General features: G+C 34.3%; 15 protein-coding genes and 1 pseudogene. 5 read left to right on the top strand and 11 right to left on the bottom strand.

Going from position 1 to position 21293, the window contains the following annotated elements; all coding sequences use genetic code 11:
• Window positions 1-118: 118 nt before the first annotated feature.
• Window positions 119-562 (bottom strand): Dps family protein, encoded by a 444-nt coding sequence (locus tag EGX95_RS08575; protein ID WP_000105198.1) that lies wholly within the window; start codon window positions 560-562, stop codon window positions 119-121.
• A 241-nt stretch (window positions 563-803) separates the two neighbouring features.
• On the opposite strand from EGX95_RS08575, the gene EGX95_RS08570 reads away from it, so the two are divergent.
• Window positions 804-1844 carry a YkvI family membrane protein gene (locus EGX95_RS08570; protein ID WP_001990330.1) on the top strand — a complete coding sequence of 347 codons (1041 nt, stop codon included), beginning with the start codon at window positions 804-806 and terminating at the stop codon, window positions 1842-1844.
• Between the two features lie 36 nt (window positions 1845-1880).
• On the opposite strand, the gene EGX95_RS08565 is transcribed toward EGX95_RS08570, so the two are convergent.
• From EGX95_RS08565 to EGX95_RS08545, 6 genes and pseudogenes are all read right to left on the bottom strand, one after another.
• Entirely contained in the window at window positions 1881-2249 is a 369-nt protein-coding gene (locus EGX95_RS08565; protein WP_000965078.1) for a DUF3979 family protein, read from the bottom strand.
• A gap of 252 nt (window positions 2250-2501) precedes the next feature.
• Window positions 2502-2807: a hypothetical protein gene (locus EGX95_RS08560; protein ID WP_000539566.1), complete on the bottom strand. Its 306-nt coding sequence runs from the start codon at window positions 2805-2807 to the stop codon at window positions 2502-2504.
• A gap of 194 nt (window positions 2808-3001) precedes the next feature.
• Complete coding sequence (locus tag EGX95_RS31115) at window positions 3002-3820, bottom strand: methyl-accepting chemotaxis protein (RefSeq protein WP_406566173.1); 819 nt, start codon at window positions 3818-3820, stop codon at window positions 3002-3004.
• A gap of 123 nt (window positions 3821-3943) precedes the next feature.
• Window positions 3944-4789 (bottom strand): annotated as a pseudogene (locus EGX95_RS31110) (cache domain-containing protein); the annotation flags it as partial.
• 398 nt (window positions 4790-5187) lie between these two features.
• Window positions 5188-6237 (bottom strand): ribosome small subunit-dependent GTPase A, encoded by a 1050-nt coding sequence (gene rsgA / locus EGX95_RS08550; protein WP_001073061.1) that lies wholly within the window; start codon window positions 6235-6237, stop codon window positions 5188-5190.
• Window positions 6238-6419: 182 nt separating this feature from the next.
• Window positions 6420-6947 (bottom strand): DinB family protein, encoded by a 528-nt coding sequence (locus EGX95_RS08545; protein ID WP_001019113.1) that lies wholly within the window; start codon window positions 6945-6947, stop codon window positions 6420-6422.
• A 196-nt stretch (window positions 6948-7143) separates the two neighbouring features.
• On the opposite strand from EGX95_RS08545, the gene EGX95_RS08540 reads away from it, so the two are divergent.
• The gene (locus EGX95_RS08540) at window positions 7144-7491 is read left to right on the top strand and encodes a DUF4257 domain-containing protein (protein WP_000426313.1); all 348 of its coding nucleotides are present in this window, start codon (window positions 7144-7146) and stop codon (window positions 7489-7491) included.
• Window positions 7492-7575: 84 nt separating this feature from the next.
• Complete coding sequence (locus EGX95_RS08535; protein ID WP_000162601.1) at window positions 7576-7800, top strand: hypothetical protein; 225 nt, start codon at window positions 7576-7578, stop codon at window positions 7798-7800.
• Window positions 7801-7987: 187 nt separating this feature from the next.
• Here EGX95_RS08535 and EGX95_RS08530 read toward each other — a convergent pair whose 3' ends face one another.
• Window positions 7988-9163, bottom strand: a complete 1176-nt coding sequence (locus tag EGX95_RS08530) for an MFS transporter (protein ID WP_000832295.1) — start codon at window positions 9161-9163, stop codon at window positions 7988-7990.
• Window positions 9164-9212: 49 nt separating this feature from the next.
• On the bottom strand, window positions 9213-10148 hold the full coding sequence (locus EGX95_RS08525; RefSeq protein ID WP_000877937.1) for an aldo/keto reductase: 936 nt from the start codon (window positions 10146-10148) through the stop codon (window positions 9213-9215).
• A 108-nt stretch (window positions 10149-10256) separates the two neighbouring features.
• On the opposite strand from EGX95_RS08525, the gene EGX95_RS08520 reads away from it, so the two are divergent.
• Window positions 10257-10565, top strand: a complete 309-nt coding sequence (locus EGX95_RS08520) for an ArsR/SmtB family transcription factor (RefSeq protein WP_001259892.1) — start codon at window positions 10257-10259, stop codon at window positions 10563-10565.
• A gap of 112 nt (window positions 10566-10677) precedes the next feature.
• Here EGX95_RS08520 and galT read toward each other — a convergent pair whose 3' ends face one another.
• Entirely contained in the window at window positions 10678-12168 is a 1491-nt protein-coding gene (galT, locus tag EGX95_RS08515; protein ID WP_002081352.1) for a UDP-glucose--hexose-1-phosphate uridylyltransferase, read from the bottom strand.
• Between the two features lie 669 nt (window positions 12169-12837).
• On the opposite strand from galT, the gene EGX95_RS08510 reads away from it, so the two are divergent.
• Window positions 12838-16356: an endo-alpha-N-acetylgalactosaminidase family protein gene (locus tag EGX95_RS08510; RefSeq protein WP_002081353.1), complete on the top strand. Its 3519-nt coding sequence runs from the start codon at window positions 12838-12840 to the stop codon at window positions 16354-16356.
• 342 nt (window positions 16357-16698) lie between these two features.
• On the opposite strand, the gene EGX95_RS08505 is transcribed toward EGX95_RS08510, so the two are convergent.
• Window positions 16699-21075, bottom strand: a complete 4377-nt coding sequence (locus EGX95_RS08505) for an endo-alpha-N-acetylgalactosaminidase family protein (protein ID WP_000428203.1) — start codon at window positions 21073-21075, stop codon at window positions 16699-16701.
• Window positions 21076-21293 lie beyond the last annotated feature (218 nt).

Raw genomic sequence — 21293 nt, 5'->3', positions numbered from 1 at the left:
AAAACTGAAAAATCACAAAAAAGTCATTGAAAGAATTTTTCAATGACTTTTTTCTTTATATTCTTATATTTATCCCGCTTTAATGGGCAGTAAGCCCCCCACTGATTAAAGTTTCACTTTATTTTAAGAACGCACTTAGCATCCATACATGTTGTTCTAATGTTGTATGAATTGCTAACAACATGTCCGCTGATGTTTCATCTCCAGCTTCACCAGCAACTTCCATGCCTTCTTTTAGTTCTTGAATAAGTGCTGAGTAATCATTTACTAATGTTTGCACCATTTCTTCTGCAGATTCCTTGCTTGTCCCTTCATTCACACTAGATGTTGCAAGATATTCTTTCATTGTCGCTAACGGCTTACCTTCCAATGCTAAAATACGTTCTGCTAATTCATCAATATACGTTCCAGCTTCATTGTAAAACTCTTCAAATTTCTCATGTAATGTAAAGAAGTGTGGTCCTGTCACATACCAGTGATAATTATGTAGTTTCACATATAACACATTCCAGTTTGCTACCTGCTTGTTTAATACTTCAACAACATTTGTTTTCGTACTCATACAATCCACTCCTCTTATCATTTTGTAATGATTATCTTTTCATAACCTAGTTACATGTTACCATACATTTCCTATCCTTTCGAACGATTAGCTTATATGTAACAAAGTTTTAACACCTTTAATATTTCCCTAATATGTATTAATTCATGTATGTTTTCAAACACTTCATACGTCTAATTGTCCAAGCTCATACATATGCATAATAGTAAATCAAGCTCATCGTAGTAGAAAGAGGGATAACATGGACAATCAACAATGGCAAGTAGCAAAGAAAGTCGCTGCTACTTATATTGGAACAGTCGTTGGAGCTGGATTTGCTACTGGACGAGAAATTGTTGAATTTTTTACAGTGAATGGCTTTTATGGAACAATTGGCATATGTATAAGTGGATTTTTTTTTATTTGGCTCGGTACAAAAATGATGTTACTCTCCTCACAAATCGGTGCATTTTCAGCGCAAGAATTTAACAAATATTTATTTGGGGATGTATTTGGAAATGTCGTAAACACATTATTATTGCTCGTATTATTTGGTGTAACGAGCGTTATGTTATCAGGAGCTGGGGCGGTATTCGAAGAGCAACTTCGTTTACCAAGACAACTCGGTATTTTCATTACAGTAATCGCCTGTCTCATTATAGGTAGTCGCGGATTACAAGGGGTTTTTGAAGTTAATACACTTGTCGTACCTATTATGATGATTTTCATTATCGGACTTGCTATTACAACGTTTTTTCACGGTACAACTCCTATTAGTAACACTATTCCTGCAGAAAGCTGGAATATGAAGTGGATAACTAGTCCTATTACATATGTCGCCTTAAATCTTTCTCTCGCCCAAAGCGTCCTCGTTCCGTTAGCCAGCGAAGTAAAAGATCGAAAGGCCATTTTATGGGGCGGTATTTTAGGTGGGGCAGGACTTTCTTTAATATTATTATGTAGCCATTTAGCTATCTTATCAGTCGACCAATTTTATCAATATAACATTCCAATGGCTGAAGTCATAAGAAAATTCAATGCCACTTTTCACTTTTTCTTTGTTCTTATCATTTTCGGTGAAGTATTCACAACTTTAGTTGGCAATGTGTTCGGAATGACAAAACAAATGCAATCCATCACTGGCTGGAAAAATAACAATATTATTTTCTTCATTTTACTAATAAGTTATTGCTTTAGTTACGTTGGTTACAGTGAATTACTCCATATTCTATATCCAGTAATCGGGTGGGTTAGCATCATTTTACTTCCGATTATTGCTTTTAAACAACTTCAAAAAACATAAAAAGCATCCATGTTATTGGATGCTTTTTATATATATTTACTCACAATCATCACATACTTCCCAGTACGGCCCCATTTCGAGTGCCAAATATGGCTTTAATTGCAACCGAATCATTCGACTAGGCATACGTTCTAAAACGAATTGAATCCCTTCTTCTTCTTCATCTAATTCAACTTTTGAAATCGCAATTCTTTGCATCGTCGAAATAGGCATTCCATCTTTATATAAAGTGATTTTCACCTCATCATATTCATTAAAATACAATTCAACACTCATTTGATTTTTCAACATTTCATTAACAATTTCATATTTATCATTTCGTTCCTGGATTATATATTTCCAAGCGCCTCTACCTTCTTCTTTCGGAGCTGCTTGAAATAATGTCATCAAATCCTCGTATAGCATAAGATAACCCCTCTCTTACTAAAAAACGATGAGTATTTTATATACTCTTTATCTCTATCACTATCCATATGTATTGTACCATATATCAACGTTCTAACCGTATTCATTTGCTTCATAAGTATATAAAAACACTTTATTCAGTCTTCATTATTATGTGGCTTACTTTATTACTTAATCCTCCTTAAATTTTAAACCTATTCCCAATCATTATTTGCTCACATCAAAAAAGGAGAGTGATTTACATCACTCTCCTTAAAAGAATTTCCCAGTAGCTGCTAACGCTAATACTAGTATTAGAATTGTAAATAATAATGATACTATAAAACTAAAAATAGGTAATGCTTTCTTTTCATTCTTCTTAAAGAGTAACTTTAAACTAAGAAAGATGTTTACTGGTACAAATATAAAATAAAAATATTTAACAATTTGCACTGAACTATTTGAAAGTGTTTTAAAAATAAACACTTCAATGAGAAAAACAATAAAAAATGAAATACTTAACCAAAATGAGACATAACTAAGCCAAGAATGTCTTTTTGTCCCCCAATACACTCCCATACGAATCTCCTTTTATTTGTATTCTATATGATTATAATTATACACAAAGTTAACAAATACCTTTATTTTTCGACAAATATTATACAAAATATATATTTAAACCTCATAAAAGTATTGTGTATTTCTATTTAATTTTACAAAAAAAATAGACTACTCCAATAGCATACTGCTATCTTGGAGTAGTCTGTTCTCTATTAAACTTTAAATCTTTCAATTAATACTTGTAACTCTTCAGCCATTTGAGAAAGCGTACCAGCTGCAGAACCAATTTCCTCCATCGAAGCTAATTGTTCTTCCGCTGATGCTGCAACGTTTTGAGTACTCGTCGCATTATTCTGCGCTGTCATTGCAATTTGTCCTACCGAAATAGACACTTCATTTGCACCTTTTGACATCCCGTTAGCCGTTTCAACCATCGTTTTAATTTGATCGGCAATTTCGTTTGTAGATTGTAAAATCTCAGTAAAGTTTTGCTTCGTTTCATTCGCAATTACAAGTCCAGATTGAACTTCTTCATTTACATGCCCCATTGATTTTACCGTCTTACTCATGTCATCTTGTATTTCACTTATTAATTTACTAATTTCACTAGAAGATACGCTAGACTTCTCCGCCAATTTACGTACTTCATCTGCAACGATTGCAAATCCTCTTCCGTGCTCTCCTGCTCTTGCAGCTTCAATTGCCGCATTCAAAGCTAGAAGATTTGTTTGATCTGCAATATTTTGAATGACTTCTAGTATGTCACCAATTTGTTTTGATTTATTATTTAATAACTGTATAACTTCATCTGACTGTGAAACAGATTCTGCAATAGACTGCATTTGATTTACTGTTTTTCCTACTAGTTTTCCACCATCTTCTGCTTTTTCACGAGTATGCGCAGAAGCCGTACTAATTGATGATGAGCTATTTGCTACATGTTGAATTCCTTCTGTTACATTAAATAGTAACATTGCACCATTTTCTACACTTGTTGTTTGTGTTGTTGCCCCACTCGATATTTCATCCATTGCCATTGTAATTTGCTCAGTCGCTTCACTCGCTTGTCTTACACTTGCCGTTAGCTCTTCTGATGCTGCTGCAACATGTCCAGCCGAAGTATTAATTCTTCCGATTAATGTTCGCAATGCATCAGTCATCTCATTAAATCCTTTTGCAAGTTGACCAATTTCATCATTAGAATGAATTTCGATGGTTTGCGTTAGATCTCCCTCACTTATTTCTTTAGAAGTGACAACTAATCTTTTTAATGGCTTCGTTATAGAAAGTGTCACAAAATAAATAAGTGCCCCGCCTATAACTAATGAAATGAACATAACAATTAACATATTATAAAATACAGGCTGCGCAGCTTCAATTACTTCATTTGAGTACATCGTCCCACTGATTTTCCAACCTGTTTTTACATTTGTAGCAAATACCATTTGTTTTTCGCTACCGTCATACATATATGAAAAAGCACCATGATTATCTTCATAAATTTTCCTCGCCCAAGAATCAGATGCTTTTTCTCCTGACTTCTCTTGAGGATGTGCAATTATTTTTTGTTTCCCATCTAAAATGAAAGCATATCCCTTTTTACCAATATTAATTAACTTCGTTGTTTTTAATAAATTATCTAAACTTAAATCTATCGCTACAACACCGTTTTTATCTTCTGCTTGTTTTGCAATCGTTACGACAATATGTCCATTTCCTTTTGCCTTATACGGCTCAGTAATTACAATACCACCTTGTTTTGCCACTGCATCTTTATACCAAGAACGTTCTGTTGGATCATAGTCCGCTGCCATTTGTATATTTGGTTCTTGCACAAATTTCTTATCATTTCCAGCAACGTATACTTGTTCAACATCTTTATTTAAATTAATATATTGAGATAACATCTTTCTTAATTCATCTTGATTTTCCCCTTGATACATATTCCCTTGAATCACTCGCGCAAAATTATTTATATCATTAAATTTTGCCTCAATCATTTGATTGATTAAATTATCTAATATTTTTATATTGTCGTGAGCACTACTCGTAATTTGTGATTCAAAATTCTTTTTAGCTGTTTGATAAGACATGCCTCCAATAATAGAGACAGCTGCAATTAAAATGACAAAAAATGAAATTAATAGTTTTTTTGCTACTTTCATATCACGAAACCAATTTAATAGTCTACCCATTACAAACCTCCTGCTTTTCAATTTTATAAGGTAAATCTCGTTAATCGTAAATATTTTCCATTCCCGAATTATTATTTTCATAACCTATTATGATGAATACTTTGTAAAGTTTAAACAAATAAATTCTATTTGTCTATATATTTGAATAATATTATTATAAAATTTACAAATGTAAAAAACCAAAGGAATATTCCTTTGGTTTCTTACATTTTTTTATGTTGTTTGGAAATCTTCTTCCACTTCTCACGCTCTGCTCTTGCAAGAATAGCATCTTGTTTTCTCATAAAATATGCTAGTTCTCTTTGTAATTTTTTATAACTTTGCAAACGATTTATCGTAATCATTCCGTTATCAATTGCCTTATGCACTGCACACCCTGGCTCATTTTCATGCTTGCAGTCCCTAAAACGGCACGTTTTTCCTAGTTCTTCAATATCAGAAAATGTTGTTTGAATTGCATCGCTTCCTTCCCAAAGCTGCAACTCCCTCATACCAGGAGTATCAATAACTAAACTACCACTCGGTAATCGAAACAATTCACGATGAGTTGTCGTATGCCTTCCTTTACTATCTTCCTCACGAATATCTCCCGTTTTTGCTACTTCAATTCCTATAAGTGCATTTAACAAAGTGGATTTTCCAACCCCTGATGACCCGACTAAAGCAATTGTTTTTCCTGAAGTAACGAATTGCTGCAACGATTCAATACCGGTATGCTCTACACTATCAACGACGAAGATTGGAACACCAATTGCCACAGCTTCCGTTTCTATAATTTTCTGTTCCACATCTTCACATAAACTACTCTTTGTTAAAACAATAACAGGCATTGCACCGCTTTCATACGCTAATAGTAAATAACGTTCCATTCTTCTTACATTAAAATCATGATTAAGTGCATTCACTAAAAATAGATAATCTACATTTGCTGCTATTACTTGTTCTTCCGTTCGAGTACCAGCCTCTTGTCTAGAAAAAGAGCTTCTTCTTGGAAAAATACGATGAATAATTGCTTTCTTTTCATTCTCTATTTTCTTTATATACACCCAATCACCAACTGCTGGATAATCTCCCTTCGTTACTGCTTCATGTCGAAACTTTCCAGACAGCTCTGCCATATATTCACCATCATTACAAATAATTCGATATATATGCTTATGCTCAAGTAAAATTCGTCCTACTTCAAAGTTCTCAACAGCTTGTTCCTCAAAAAAAGAATCCCAGCCGAACGATTCTAAAATATTTTGATTCAAATTGATATCCTCCCTAGTGTAAGCTAAGCGGAAGGATCGTGCGCTCCCTTATATAGTCTCGCCCTTTCCATCCACCTTTGTATTTGGTTTATTATTCCTATAAGTTATTTTCGCCATAATACATCACCCCGTTCTCTTTTTAATTACTCTCATTATATGGAATATTTATTTAAAAAGCTACCTTATTTAACGTAATTTTCAAACATTTTATTTTTCATCATTCTAATTTGTCCACGGTGATTAATCTCATCTTCTAGCACATGAAACCATAGATAGTACTGGTTATGCGCTACACCGTTAGGCCACTTTCTTTCTGACATTAGCCATGCATCATCTTGTTCACTCAAATACTTCAGAGATTCTTCTCGAACTTTTTGCAAAAGTTGTACATAATACTGTATTTCATGTCCACGAATCGTTCTCCCCGATTCCCCTAAATAGAGTGCGTCTTCCCATATTTCTAATTCTTCTTTTGTAAAGTCACGTTCTTGAAATGAAATAAGTTGGTGAGCTTTTTCTATAGCTGCTATATGCTTTAATAAAGCTCCGATAGAATTCCCACCACTTGACATAATTGAATCTAATTGCTCAACTGATAGATCGTTTATTTCCTGTAATGTTACAGCCCTCGTATGCTCCAGCATGCTTACTAATTCCCCTATATTTTTTGTATAACCATCCACACTTCTTATTCGGTAATCTATATTCATATCACGCACCCTTTTCTGTATTCATATTAAGGAATAACAGCTTCATATAATAGACTGAAATATATCAGATTTTTCTGTTATAATTAAATTGAATACGTAATACCCCCAAACAAACTTTCTCAATATGCTTCTATGAAATATTAAAAGGAATCAATATAAAATAATCGAATCTTATTCACTAAAAGGAGTGGATTCGATGGAAATGTATCAATGGCTAACTGCTATACTCGTTGGTGGCATTACCGGTTTCGTTTCCCATCTAATCAATAACCAAGGTAAGTTATTGCTTCCACGCCGTTTGAAGACTTTTTTTCACTTTGGGTTTTTGACTGATATTTTCACTGGTAGTCTAGCTGCACTTCTTGGACTCGTTTTATTTGATGTCACCTTAATAAAAGAAATTATTAAAGTATCCATTGTGACTGCTATTTCCGGTCAGACTTTTTTACTACATCAAGCTCTTGGTGGCGAACAGGCTAAAAATACGCAAATCGGGAAAGCTGATGAGAAGATTCAAGAAATTGACAAATTATTGCGACGTTAGTCTATACTTTTTTTGAAAATTATTGCTATAATAAACAATAAATATTTTCTATTGCGTCGTTTGTCAGAAGAAAGGGTGTTTCGTATGACAAAAAAGAAAATAGAAGATTTCTTAACAGACACTGAAAAAGAGGAACTGCTAGAAAACTATAAATGTTTACGAGAAGCCCGCACAAAAAGCGAAGCTAACTATTTTGGAGAAGCAGTAAACCATCTATTAAATAAAGCTAAACAACGAATTATTAAAGATGCAGGCATACATGATGAAAATGCAGCAACTGTTCAATCAAAGAGAAAAGCACTGTTTTAGTTCATTAGCTAAAACAGTGCTTTTTATTATGTTATTTTTCACATTACTTTCACAACTATTTCACAATTACAAGTAGTCCTATATGTTATACTCAGTATATCCTTTTCCAAGGAGCTATATGCCGATATATGAATCCCTATCTCTATAGGGATTTTTATTTTTGGGCTCTTTTTTATTTGTAAAGACTTTATGACGCAATTCCTATTTCACTATTTTCAGTAAGCTTTTCACTTTTTCTAAACAGAAATACAGCTATAATATATAATATTGCAGTAAAACTACCTACAAATATAAAATTGTGAGATGCTGCAAATAACATTCCTGCTATTGCCGCTCCAATCATTTGACCAATATACATAGAAGCATTTGCAAGCGCGGCTCCTGTTCCTCTTGCTACACTAGACATATTTTGTAAGTGCCTCATCATTAATACAAACAAAATTCCTGTTACAAAAAATAAAACAAAGAACAATAACTCCACCAATATAATGTTATTTACATGGGGAAGTAATACATATAGCACTGCTGTAAATATAATTCCACCATAGAATGAAAGGTTATAACCAATTTTATTTACGATTCTAGGTCCAAAAATATTACCAGTTAAATTTCCTAATCCTAATACGAGCATAGCTGTGCCTATTTCATGAATTTGCAAGCCAAATTGAATAGACAGCCACACACCAAAGAATGAAAATGTAGCAAAATTACCAGTTTGAAAAACAAAATATGCAAAATAAGAAAGTGAAACCTTAGAATCTGAAAGTAATTGTTTATAGCGCTTTAAGATATTTGTTTTATTTTCCCTTATATGAACCGGTTGTATTTCTGGTAATACTACATAAATAAGAATGACAAGTAATGCTGATAATATACCAATGACGAAGAATGGTGTTGTATAGTGTATCATTGCTAAATATGATCCAACTGGCAGTCCTAAAATTTGAGAGAGTGACAATCCTGCTGTTGCAATCCCAATTGCCTTTACAATTTGTTCCTTCTCTATAAGCAGTGGAATAGATACCCACACTTGTGGAGATACAAAGGCTGCACTTACACCTGCTAAAAATCTAAATGTTAACATCCATAGAAAACTCGGTGCAATTCCACATAAAAACGTACTTAACGCAAAAAAACTCATTCCTATTACCATCACTTTTTTTCTGTTTAAACTATCTGATATAGGACCAGCGATAAGTGCAAATGCAGCGTATCCTAAAGCATATGAACTCACCATCCACCCTGACAACTCAGTTGAAATATGATACACCTGTTGTAATGTGGGTAACAGTGGTGAAATTAAGAAAGTATCTGTACCGATCATAAACATGATTGTAAAGAATACAGCTAGTACTCTTTTCATTTAAATCTTCTCCTTTTATATAAAAGGAGGGAATTATCCCTCCTTTCAACTAATCTTCTAAAATAGATTCAATCTCTTTCATGACATCTTCATTCAATGAAACTTCCACCGCTCTTACACTTTCTCTTATTTGCTCCGCTCGTTTCCCACCAGGAATAACAGTATCAATTCCTTTTTGGTTTAATAACCATGCTAAAGCTAAATGTGATAATTCGAGATCCTTTTCTTTAGCTATGTCTTTTAACTTTTCAACTTTCTTAAAGTTGCTCTTATATGTATTCTCTTCAAATAGATTTACACTTTGACGCCAATCTCCTTTATTCAATTTGAAATCTTCTGTATATTTACCACCTAGTATCCCAAAAGCAAGAGGCCCGTAAGGAATAAATGAAATACCTGATTCTATACAATATGGCAAAAGTTCTTGCCCAGCAGTACGATCTAACATATTATACGGTGATTGTACAACATCTATGTGCCCATGCTGATTCGCTTCTTTTAATTGCTCTACGTTTACGTTAGATATTCCAATTGAACGAATTTTCCCTTCTTCTTTTAGGCGAGTAAGTTCTCCAATTGAATCTATGTAACTTGTTTCTGGGTTTGTAAAATGTAAATAATATAAATCAATATAATCAGTTTGTAATCTTCTTAAGCTATTTTCTACAGCATTTCTTAAATAGCTCGGTTCATTATTCATATAAACCTCTCCATTTAATAACGGTTGTATTCCACCTTTTGTAGCAAGTACAACTTCGTGGCGTTTTCCCTTCAATACTTCCCCTACCAATTCTTCTGATCTGCCGAAACCGTATGAATCTGCTGTATCAATAAAGGTAATCCCTTGCCCCATAGCTTCTTCTATTAATTGTTTTCCTTCTTCCTCATTCACATCAGCATATAAATTATGTCCCCCTACAGCGTTTGTTCCTAACCCCAACTTTGAAATATGTAGTCCTGCCTTTTGCAATTTTGTATACTTCATTTTTTTCTCCCCCTATATTTCTATTGTTCGAATATATTCGAACAATAGAAATATATCACTTTATATGTTATAGTGCAAATATATTAACTTATACGAGCAGGTGAAAAAATGCGTACTCTCTATCATCCAAATCGAGAAGAAATTCAATTTTCTTCTATTTTATATGCACTTAGTGATCAAATTCGTTTACAAATTGTAACTATGCTACTAGAGAAAAAGGAACAATCTTGTGGTGCGTTAAATATTCCAATTGCGAAATCAACTTTATCTCACCATTTCAAAGTTTTACGTGAATCTGGTGTTATGTATACACGCCTTGAAGGCACACAACGTTTCATTTCAATTCGTGAAGATGACTTAAATGCTAGATTCCCCGGTTTATTAGATGTCATAATACATGCAACAGAACCATACTAAAACAACATCTCATAGGAATATGAGATGTTGTTTAGTTTTTTCTATTTTTTTAATACTGTGAAGCTTTATTCATTGAGGCTTTTGTTCTTCACTATAACTACCAAATCCCTTCCTAAATTAAAGTTTGAATAAAACGTTTGAACGCTGATATCCCTTCTTCATCTCGTTTAAAAACACCAGCATCTTCAAGCGCCTGAATAAATTTCTGTCCCAATTCTTCTCTGATAATCTCCTGTATATTTTGTTCATTCATCCTATTTTCATATTTGGTTTTTAATTGTTCTGCCCATTGTATATGAGGTGCTGGAATATTATTTGGAATATTAAGTAAGAATTTCCCCACTTCCTGAAGTTCTGTTTTTAAACGAGCAGGAAGTACAGCTAGCCCCATTACTTCAATCAGACCGATATTTTCCTTTTTAATATGTTGTATTTCCGCATGCGGGTGGAAAATACCCAGTGGATGTTCCTCACTTGTATAATTGTTCCGTAAAACTAGATCCAATTCGTACATATTATTCCGGTAACGAGCAATAGGAGTAATCGTATTATGCGGAACATCATTCGTAAATGCAAATATATTAACAGAAGGATCACTATATCCCTTCCAACTCTCTAATATGTACTCCCCTGCATTTACTATTTGTTCTATGTCGTTACTTCTTAAGCGAATAACTGACATAGGCCATTTAATAATCGAACATTGCATTTTTGGAAAGTTAGTTAGTTCAAAAATTAGGTCGTTCGATGCATTTGCCATAGCAAATTCATAGTTTCCACCTTGATAGTGGTCATGTGTTAAAATAGACCCTCCTACAATTGGCAAATCTGCATTGGAACCAAGGAAATAATGCGGGAATTTTTCTACAAATTTTAATAAACGTAAAAATGTTTGACGATCAATTTTCATTTCCCGGTGGTCTGAGGACAATACAATACAGTGTTCATTGAAGTATATATACGGAGAATACTGTAGAAACCAGCTTTCATCTGTAATGTTCATTCGAATCATACGATGATTCGAGCGTGCAGGATGTCCAATTCTGCCCCTATATCCTTCATTCTCTATACAGAGTAAACATTTTGGATAATTTGTATTTTCCAATACTCTTTCTTTAGCAATTTGTTTAGGGTCTTTTTCTGGTTTTGATAAATTAATTGTTATATCAATGGCACCGTATTCCGTATTTACTTTATAATTTATATTTTTGGCAATTTGCTTCATTTGGATATAGTTGCTGTTTTTACTTAATTCATAGAAGTAATCTGTCGCAGCCTTCGGATTTTGTTCGTATTTTTCATAAAATAGAGTATTGATAACGGACGGTTTGGACATAAAAACATCCATAATTACACTTGCTAAAATCTCCTTCTCATCCAGTACTTCCTCAATGACTTTATGCATACAAGCATATTCTATTAACTCTTCCAACAGCTCCGAAATTGCTTTCTTTGCAGGCCCAGGAGCTGGTGCTTCCACTACAAAGTCATCTAAACGAAGTAAGGCAAGGATTTTATTCCTTGTATATATTGCATCTTCTTGTTCAATTAATTGAATTTTGATAGCACGATCAATTAACTGCTGGATAGCTTGATATATCATCATCATTTACCTCCTCTAGTCTCATAGCGTTTTAGGTTGTTACGATGCAAGTTCTATGTACCTTTTATCATTTTATGAACGGATGTATGGGATAACCACCATTCGAATATACGTTTTGCTTTCTCCGAAGAAGCTATTAGCATACTAGAATCACCCGTTTAGCAAGCTATTTTGTTACATTATACGTACGTAAAAACACTTCTACAATCAACATCTTGTCGTATTTTTTAGACATGTTGCTTTTCATTTTTAACATCTCACTAAAAACATAAAAAAGTACATGTTTTGAAGAACGATTTCCGACGATTCAATGAACACAATGTGGCCTACCTCCACCGAGATAGACCTTTCATCCACAATATTACACTAGCAATAAAATAACCCTAGCTTTATAAACCAGGATTATTTGTTATTTATCTTATTTTCAACATTACAAAAAACAATATTTCTAAAAAACATAGCAATATCTCACTTGTGTAAGCATTTCACAAAAAGTAATCTATGGGTACAGATAGATACTGGAAACTACTTCTGGTTTTAATAGATTCTCAACTACTATACAAGCTTCACATTCTATCAAAATATTAAGTTTAAAAGATCATAAAGTAATCTATACCTGTGAAAAACCATCCATATCAAAATTGCCAAAATGGAAACGAGGGGGTACATATGAAAAAATCGAAAAGGAAATTCAAGAGGAAGATTGCAACACTTGTAACAAGTTGTGTCGTAGGTTCTACTTGTTTTACAAATGGTTCCCTAATCCAAGCCGAAGGAACCACGGATACTAAACAAACTAAACAAGCTGAAAATCAAATCATTTCTCAAAGCCCAAATGCGGTTATTTCATCTAATCAAATGAATGTTCTCGTTGATGTGAATTTTCCAAGAGTCATTCAATACGATTTAAAATCCGGAAATGGAGCAGGAAAGACTTTTTACGGACAGACTGAGACATTAAATACAATCCTTATAAATGATGTAGCAGTAAAACCAAAAGTAAAAACAAAAGTTTCCTCAGAGAAAGTTGTATATGAGATGACGGTAATAGATACTCCCAACAATATCTCTGCGGTTATTACTGCTGAGTTGGCTGTTAAAGAGAATATATTAGAATTCAATATTACAAAGATCGTCGACAACAAAATCGTAAAAACTATCGAAATTCCAAATCATAATTTAATTTCTGTAAATAACAGTCAAAAAAACGCAGTGCTAGATGGCGTACAGATGTCAACAAATACACGTATTAATGGTGATAGACAGGTAAAGGTTGATGAAAGTTTAATTACGAAAGATGAAGAGCAAAAAGGATATATGTATGCCTTTCTTTCTACTGATGAATTAAGTGCAAGTATATGGTCGAATACAGAGAATAGTTTAGCAAAAAAATTGACTCCAGATTCTTATGCTGCAAAGACCGATGCTCAAAGAATTACGGCAACTGCTACGACTAATAGTACAGGAAAAAAAACACTTGGTCTAAGTAGTACCTTCTGGACGTATCAAAAGTCAGAAGGACATCGTAAAGAAGATGGCACTCTAGAGCTAAAGGATGGAACAGTTAATAAGGTTGATGAAATGCCGTCCGTGAAAGTAATCATTACTGCTGACGCTAATGATGATAAAAAGATAAACTGGCAAGACGGAGCAATTGCTTATAGAAAAATTATGAACGAACCTCTAGGGGCAGAAAAGGTTCCAGACTTAGTTGGTTACCGTGTTAATATGAACTTTGGCAGTCAAGCCCAAAATCCTTTCTTAATGGCTTTAGACGGAGTAAAAAAGTTTTATTTAAATACTGATGGACTAGGACAATCTATTCTACTAAAAGGTTATGGTAGTGAAGGACATGATTCTGGTCATTTAAATTATGCTGATATTGGAACCCGAATTGGCGGTGCAAAGGACATGAAAGCATTGCTAACAAAGGGGAAAGAATATGGGGCATCTTTTGGTGTTCATGTGAATGCAAGTGAAACATATCCAGAGTCAAAATATTTCCAAGAAGATCGTTTATTAAAAAATCCAGATGGAACTTATAAATATGGTTGGAACTGGATTGACCAAGGAATAAACATTAACGCTGATTATGATTTAAGAAATGGTAGAGCACAACGATTCAAAGATTTATATGATGTTCTTGGTGGTAAAAAAAATGATTTAGATTTTATTTATGTAGATGTTTGGGGTAATGGACAGTCAGGTGATAATAGCACATGGCCGAGCCGTCAATTAAGTAAAGAAATAAACAGTTTAGGTTGGCGCTTAGGTAGTGAGTGGGGATATGCAAATGAGTATGATTCTACATTCCAACACTGGGCAGCCGATTTAACTTATGGCGGGTATACGCTAAAAGGCATTAATAGTACAATCACCCGTTTCATTAAAAACCATCAAAAAGATGCATGGATTGGTAACTATCCTAAGTATGGAGGCGATGCAGATGCTCCATTATTAGGTGGATACAGTATGAAAGACTTTGAAGGTTGGCAAGGTAGGAGTGACTACAAAGCGTATATTGATAATTTATTTGCGGTAAATATTCCAACCAAATTCATTCAACATTATAAAGTCACACAGTGGGAAAATGGTAAAGCAGTTGAAATGAAAGATGATAAGCAACAACCTTACAACTGGGTACCAGGTATGAAGACAGTATTAAAGGATGAATCTAGTGAAAATACACTTACAATTGAAAGAAAATCAAATAATTTTGCAAATGATCAAGATGGCTATCGAACAAGAACTATGACATTAAATGGTAAACAAATATTTGAAGGTAAACCTGGTGACGAAAAATATTTATTTCCATGGTCTTGGGATCAAAATGGTAAAAAATTATCAGCAGAGAATGAAAAATTATATCACTGGAACACAAACGGTGGAAAAACAACGTGGACTGTCCCTACTGGTTGGCAAGGTACCGTTAAAGTGTATGAGTTAACAGAATTAGGTAAAGAGAAAATGAAAAATGTTAAAATTGAAAATGGAAAAATCACATTAGATGCAAAAAAATCTACTCCATATGTAATTTATAAAGGGCCAAAGTCCAATAAAGATGTTAAATGGAGTGAAGGAATGCACCTTATAGATACTGGATTTAATAGCAATTCCCTAAAAGATTGGAAAATTAAAGGAGACTCAAAAGCTGTTAAGATCACGAAGAGTGAAGGTAATAATAATATGCTAACAATCTCCAATAATAAAAAGAAAGTACATGTAACTCAAAAATTAACAGACCTAAAACCTAATACAAGGTATGCTGCATATGTGGGTATAGACAACCGAAGTGAAGCACAAGCAAGCTTAACAATTACTTCTAACGACAAAGAGTACACAAATAGTACTGGTAAATCTATTGCTAAAAACTATGTAAGAGCATACGCACATAATACACTAGGCTCTGAGCAAGCAAAAGCTGATGGTCAAATGACTTCAACTGTGGATGGAACAAGTTACTTTCAAAATATGTATGTGTTTTTTGAAACTGGCAATAGAACATCAGATGTAACCATCGATTTATCTAGAGATAGTGGAAATGGCGCAAGTTACTTTGATGATATTCGCATCGTGGAAAGTAATGCCGAAAACCAAGTAAGCGATCATAAATTCGTACAAGACTTTGAAAACGTAGTACAAGGCATCTATCCGTTTGTAATTGGTAATATTGAAGGCGTAGAAGATAATAGAACACACCTGTCTGAATTACATGCACCATATACACAAAGAGGTTGGAACCAAAAAATAGTAAATGATGTTATCGCAGGTAAATGGTCACTTAAAACGAATGGATTAACAGAAGGTGATGCTCTTGTGTATCAAACGATCCCTCAAAACTTCACATTTAAACCAGAAGTAACCTATAAAATTACTTTTGATTATGAAGCAGGTAGTGATGGAACGTATTCAGTGGTGACAGGTAATGCTCCATTTGAAGAAAAAGGAGTATTAACGAAGGAGGAATTAAAATCGACCGCAAGTAGTGATAAGAATACAAGAGCTGGCACATATTCCTTTACTTTAACAGGAGATAAATCCGGGCAAAGCTGGTTTGGCATTTATTCCACTAATAAAGCAGCTAATACTAATGGTGTGAAAGGCTCACAAGCTAACTTTAACGGTTATAAAGATATTATGATTGATAATCTAGTTATTGAAGTAGTGCCAAATAAAGTGAAACTTTAATCAATGGGGGTTTTCTTCATCCCCCACCTAACTTCTTGCTTTCGCTGCATTTTGAGGTGGGGGTCTTACTGCCCATTAAAGCGGGATAAATAGAATTAGTTGCTTTAAATTGAAAGAGGTTGTCTCAAAGGATCCTTAAAATTGATCTTTTGGTGACAACTTCTTTTTATACTCTACAAACCTAAGAGAATCCTTCCTTTCTGCCCGTAATTTCGTTGTGGTGACATACTTATATGAAAAAGAGGTTAACCTTTATAGCTATTCAGCTACCTTTTGGTCAACCTCTTTTCTTTCACGATATTACACGAACGATAAAACTCGCTTTATCTTAATTTGAGATTTTTACCTCTGTGTCTCTCCCCCTGTAGTCACCTTTTCAATACGTAAATTATCTAAAATAAACGTACCTGCTCCGGTATCTCCATTTAAATTCGTTCCATCACTGAAAATTCCAACGTAAGTTTGACCGTTCTCAGAACCTGTCACAGTAAACTCTGCTGTTTTTGTGTCAGTAGATGCAGTAAGAGTGTTATTCACACTCAATCCCTTTGCACTCGCAATGTCTCGAACATCAATTTCTTGATCCCCTGAAATAAAGCGGAATGCATTTGCTGTTGTTTGGTAGTCAAATGATACTTTATAAGTTACGCCTGGTTCGAAACGATAATTTTGAGGAATAGTACGGTACAGCAAACCTTTATTTCCGGTGTTCACTTTAACGGACCAATTCCCACCTAATACATCATCGACTAATTTTTTACCTGCCCATCCTTTTTGCGTATATGGAGCATGCAATTCAGACAAATGAATTCTGTTGTCTTCTACACCTTCTGTATTACCAATAACAAACGGATAAATACCTTGTACTACCGATTCAAAATCTTGTTTAAATTCCGTCGGTGAGACATTATTTTTTAAAGACTTTTGAACGATTCGAATGTCATCAAATTTTGTGTTCCCTTTCCCAGAATCACGGCTTAGAGTTAATTTAGCCCTATTAGATACAGCTGTAAAGCTCACTTGCATGATTTGCATTTTGCTGTTGTATCCATCATTTGTGGCATGTGAATCTGCCTTAACATAGTTCTTTTGCAGGCTGCGAAGTGTGTAATTGCTAGCATCTTCTTTCCCACCTGTTACTGTAATTCCGGCCTTTACATCACTATTGTTTTCAACATATACCTCTGCTACGTAATTTTTACCTGATTCCAAACCAGTAAGGACACGGGAAACAGTTGTATCTTTTGATGGACTATCAATGTTTAAGTAGTAATCTCCACTACTTACATTACGGTTGTTTCCAGTTTGATTCGTTCTGATGACGCTTACTGCTTTATTATCACCCTCAATAGTTGTATATGCGCTTACTTTTCCTGTATTGAATCCCCCATCATATATATGAGCATCCTTGCCCCAATTGTAGTCAAAGATTTCCAAACCCTTATCTCTTTTTGGTACGACAACATAAGGAGTTGCGGCACTTGCTGTCAAAGTTATCTTATTATTTACGACCTTTACTTCTTTCACATCTGTTCTACCTTGATCTGTCAATTTGTATACATAAACAGTAGTGGCATTTTTATATTCATCTGGAAGTGTCCAAGTCGTTGTACCACCTTCCAAATTCCAGTGATATAATTTTTCTGAATCAGCAGTTGGATTTTTAAAGTCTTGTTTCACCCAAGGAATTAAATACGCATGGCCATCAAGTATAACATTTCCATTTAGCTTAATAACACGTTCTCTAGCATTGTCTTTTCTAGTTACATCGACAACATCCCCATTGCTTGGGTCCTTCAATTTTATTTCCTTTTCTAAGTTCGTCTTGCTCTTATCCCCTTCTACATTTGTCCAGTTCGTTATATAATATTTTTGTAGGAATTTAGTAGGTAAATTCGTATCAAATGTCATACGAATAAAGTTATCGAAATTCTTATCAGATTGCCATCCTTCGAAACCAGCTAATTCAAATCCACCAAGTAATGGATGGTCAGCAGTTCCACCTACTTCAGGCCAATTCAACACCCAAGAATCTCTTTGGTGATTACTAATAAAACGCAGTACTTCTGAGTTAATCCCTTTACTTTCCGGTCCACCGTAGTTTTTATCAGTAGCCCAATGTTGCCACGTTGAGTAATTGGCCATAGAACCACCAAATTCCGTTGTTAATCTCCAACCTCTATCTTTAAATTGATCTGCTATTCTATTTGATTCCCATTGATTTTGATACCATACATCTAAATAAATAAAGTCAAGATCAGGAACAGTCGTTTTCAATTCATCTAGTCTCTTCGCACGCGATCCAGAATACAAATCTTTTAATTTATTAATTGTATAAGATTGATCTAACCATCCCCATCCTAATGAACTTGGACGATCAATAAAATCATTATTGAAAGCTTTCGCTTCTGGATAAGTTTCTTGAGCATTTATATGGACACCGAATTGGGTATTATACTTATGTCCCTCTTTAATAAGCGTATTTAAATCTTTAACGCCTCCCATACGTTCGCCCACATCACCATAATCTGGATGACCACTATCATGCCCTTCGTTTGCATATCCTTTTAATATGACCGCTTGCCCCAATTCATCTGTAGCAAGAGCAACCTTTTTCACATTATCGGATGTTTTTAAGAATGGTTGTTGCGCTTGTGAGCCGAAATTCATTGCAATACGCATTCCAACATTATTGTTTACATCTTGGTATCCTTTAATGTCTTGCATAATATCACGGTATGCAATCGCCGCATCTTGCCAGTCTGCCTTATTATCATTATTCAAATCTTTAGCAATAGCTATTTTAATAGTTGGTTTATCTTTTTGTGGTTCTGGCATAAAATCTCTTTGATAATAAAGTGCACTAGAACCGATTCCCATTGCTTTAGCACCATTTTTATTTACATATCGATTTGCAACTAAATTTTTATAGCCGTCCACTTCTGAACTAGACCATACACCTGCGCTCAATTCGTCAGCTGACAAGAATGCTGTATAATTTTTAGTAGATGTACCTATTTCTCCCATAGAAGAATCTACGCTTACATCTACATCACCTGTTTTCCTAACATCTGTACTAATATTCGTTAATTTAGCTTTTGCACCTTTTTGTTCCGAATTTACCGATATAAAGTTCATATCAGCAAACTCAACCGTCTCGATTTTGGCACTACCATTATTCTTAATTTCATCGAAGCTATAAACAACCTTATTATCATTCACCTTTACAGATACCTTAAATACCGCATCAAGGTTTTTCATTTCATCTACAACTTTTAATGTATATAGTGCTTCACTATCGTTTAACTTTTCAAATTTTACTTTAGGATAGTATAGTCCACCATTTACTTTCAATCCGTAAACAGGAGCTTCCTGTCCGCTCATTACTTTATCGCCCACTTTGTATTTCACAATCCGCGGGAATACTTGGTCAATTGTGACGTCCATATACTTTGACTTTATTATATTTTCTACTGGTTGAGTATCTGGAGGCTTTGGTGCACTATATTCCTTTATTTTGACATTTGAAATCGTAATATCGGCAGCACCTCGGCTTTTTTCAAATCCTAGTAAGCCAGCTTGATCTACACCACCTGTTAAAGTCCAAGAATCTACCTTTTTATCATCAATGTATAACGTCGCAACATCGTCCATGAATACTAAACGTAAATGGTATGTTTGTTTTGCTTTTAACGGCACGTTTGAAGTCATCGACGTCCAATTGTTTATAGGGCCAAAAGTTTCTCCAAAATACTGATCGTTCGTATCCCCTGTTCCTACATATGTGTATGTAGATGAATTTTGAACACGATAGATAAATCCAAAACGATTCATCTTATCAGTATTAGTAGTAACATCCGCTTCAAAAACACCATTTTTAATCGCCTTCATTTGGTTGTAGACAATTCGATTCTTTTGGGTAGATGTAACACCGAAAGTGGCTGAACCATCTTCATTATAGGTAACTTTTCCGTCACCTGAGATAATTTTCAAATCACCTTCTTCCAATTTATTATCCGTAATGTCGACAAGTTTTTCATTTCCTGGATCTGTGCCTCCATCCCCAGGCGCCTTTCCTAATTCAATGAGTACTTGACTATTTTTATCTCCATAAGCCCCAAGTTTAATCGCTTCCTTACCTGTAAGAAGGTTATTTACATCATTAGATAAGGTAACCGGTCCAAATAAATCTTTTCCATCTAACGTAATATTCAAAGTGGTTTTATTATAATCAATTTTAATAGAGTGCGAAGTTCCAGCCTCTGGAAGTGGAACATTAGGTCTAGTTTTTAGCCATTCACCTTTCCCTTGATATTTGTATTCGTAGAACCATCCAAGTGAGTCGTAGCCTACAAAAACGAAATTATTATTGTCAATATAATGAGGATAGAAACCGAATCTAGTATCTTGTCCCTTTGTTTCTGGAATAAAACTATATTCCATCGTTCCTGATTCTTTAGCGACTTTATTCTGCTCTTGAAAAACTGCAGCTTTAGCCCCATTATCGTTGCCAGCACCTGCTCCAAGCCTTGCATATGACTTACCATTTTGTTCTATTAATGCATTGATTTCGTTTCCAACAGATGAAATTGTAACCCATGGATTAGACGTATTTGCCCCTACATGCCGCGGCACAATCATGCTTGCTAAAAGTGTTGGCACAATCAACATACATGCAAGAAGGGTATTAAAAACTCTCTTGAAATGCTTATTTTCCAATTCTTTTCCTCCCTTGAATTTAAAATTTTGGTTAAAGACGATACCTGCACATTAATTTTTAAATAAACAAAAACCTGAAAGGCACCGCTTTCACTTATGTTTAGAATAGTTTTTTTAAAGTGCCTACACAATAAAGATATTGTTTCTTTTTTTAGGTATATTGTCTTTTTAAAAACGCTTACAATACAAAGATATTGTTAGCTTTTTCAAGTGTATTT

This window comes from Bacillus sp. FDAARGOS_527, from assembly GCF_003812125.1.
Classification (GTDB): domain Bacteria; phylum Bacillota; class Bacilli; order Bacillales; family Bacillaceae_G; genus Bacillus_A; species Bacillus_A paranthracis.
The sequence above is the reverse complement of the archived record's forward strand: the minus strand, read 5'-3'. Positions and strand labels throughout refer to the sequence as shown.

What these genes read in the sequence shown, in the direction of transcription:
- EGX95_RS08575 (WP_000105198.1), bottom strand. Translation starts at nt 562, where the DNA reads ATGAGTACGAAAACAAATGTTGTTGAAGTATTAAACAAGCAGGTAGCA.
- EGX95_RS08570 (WP_001990330.1), top strand. Translation starts at nt 804, where the DNA reads ATGGACAATCAACAATGGCAAGTAGCAAAGAAAGTCGCTGCTACTTAT.
- EGX95_RS08565 (WP_000965078.1), bottom strand. Translation starts at nt 2,249, where the DNA reads ATGCTATACGAGGATTTGATGACATTATTTCAAGCAGCTCCGAAAGAA.
- EGX95_RS08560 (WP_000539566.1), bottom strand. Translation starts at nt 2,807, where the DNA reads ATGGGAGTGTATTGGGGGACAAAAAGACATTCTTGGCTTAGTTATGTC.
- EGX95_RS31115 (WP_406566173.1), bottom strand. Translation starts at nt 3,820, where the DNA reads ATGGATGAAATATCGAGTGGGGCAACAACACAAACAACAAGTGTAGAA.
- EGX95_RS08545 (WP_001019113.1), bottom strand. Translation starts at nt 6,947, where the DNA reads ATGAATATAGATTACCGAATAAGAAGTGTGGATGGTTATACAAAAAAT.
- EGX95_RS08540 (WP_000426313.1), top strand. Translation starts at nt 7,144, where the DNA reads ATGGAAATGTATCAATGGCTAACTGCTATACTCGTTGGTGGCATTACC.
- EGX95_RS08535 (WP_000162601.1), top strand. Translation starts at nt 7,576, where the DNA reads ATGACAAAAAAGAAAATAGAAGATTTCTTAACAGACACTGAAAAAGAG.
- EGX95_RS08530 (WP_000832295.1), bottom strand. Translation starts at nt 9,163, where the DNA reads ATGAAAAGAGTACTAGCTGTATTCTTTACAATCATGTTTATGATCGGT.
- EGX95_RS08525 (WP_000877937.1), bottom strand. Translation starts at nt 10,148, where the DNA reads ATGAAGTATACAAAATTGCAAAAGGCAGGACTACATATTTCAAAGTTG.
- EGX95_RS08520 (WP_001259892.1), top strand. Translation starts at nt 10,257, where the DNA reads ATGCGTACTCTCTATCATCCAAATCGAGAAGAAATTCAATTTTCTTCT.
- galT (WP_002081352.1), bottom strand. Translation starts at nt 12,168, where the DNA reads ATGATATATCAAGCTATCCAGCAGTTAATTGATCGTGCTATCAAAATT.
- EGX95_RS08510 (WP_002081353.1), top strand. Translation starts at nt 12,838, where the DNA reads ATGAAAAAATCGAAAAGGAAATTCAAGAGGAAGATTGCAACACTTGTA.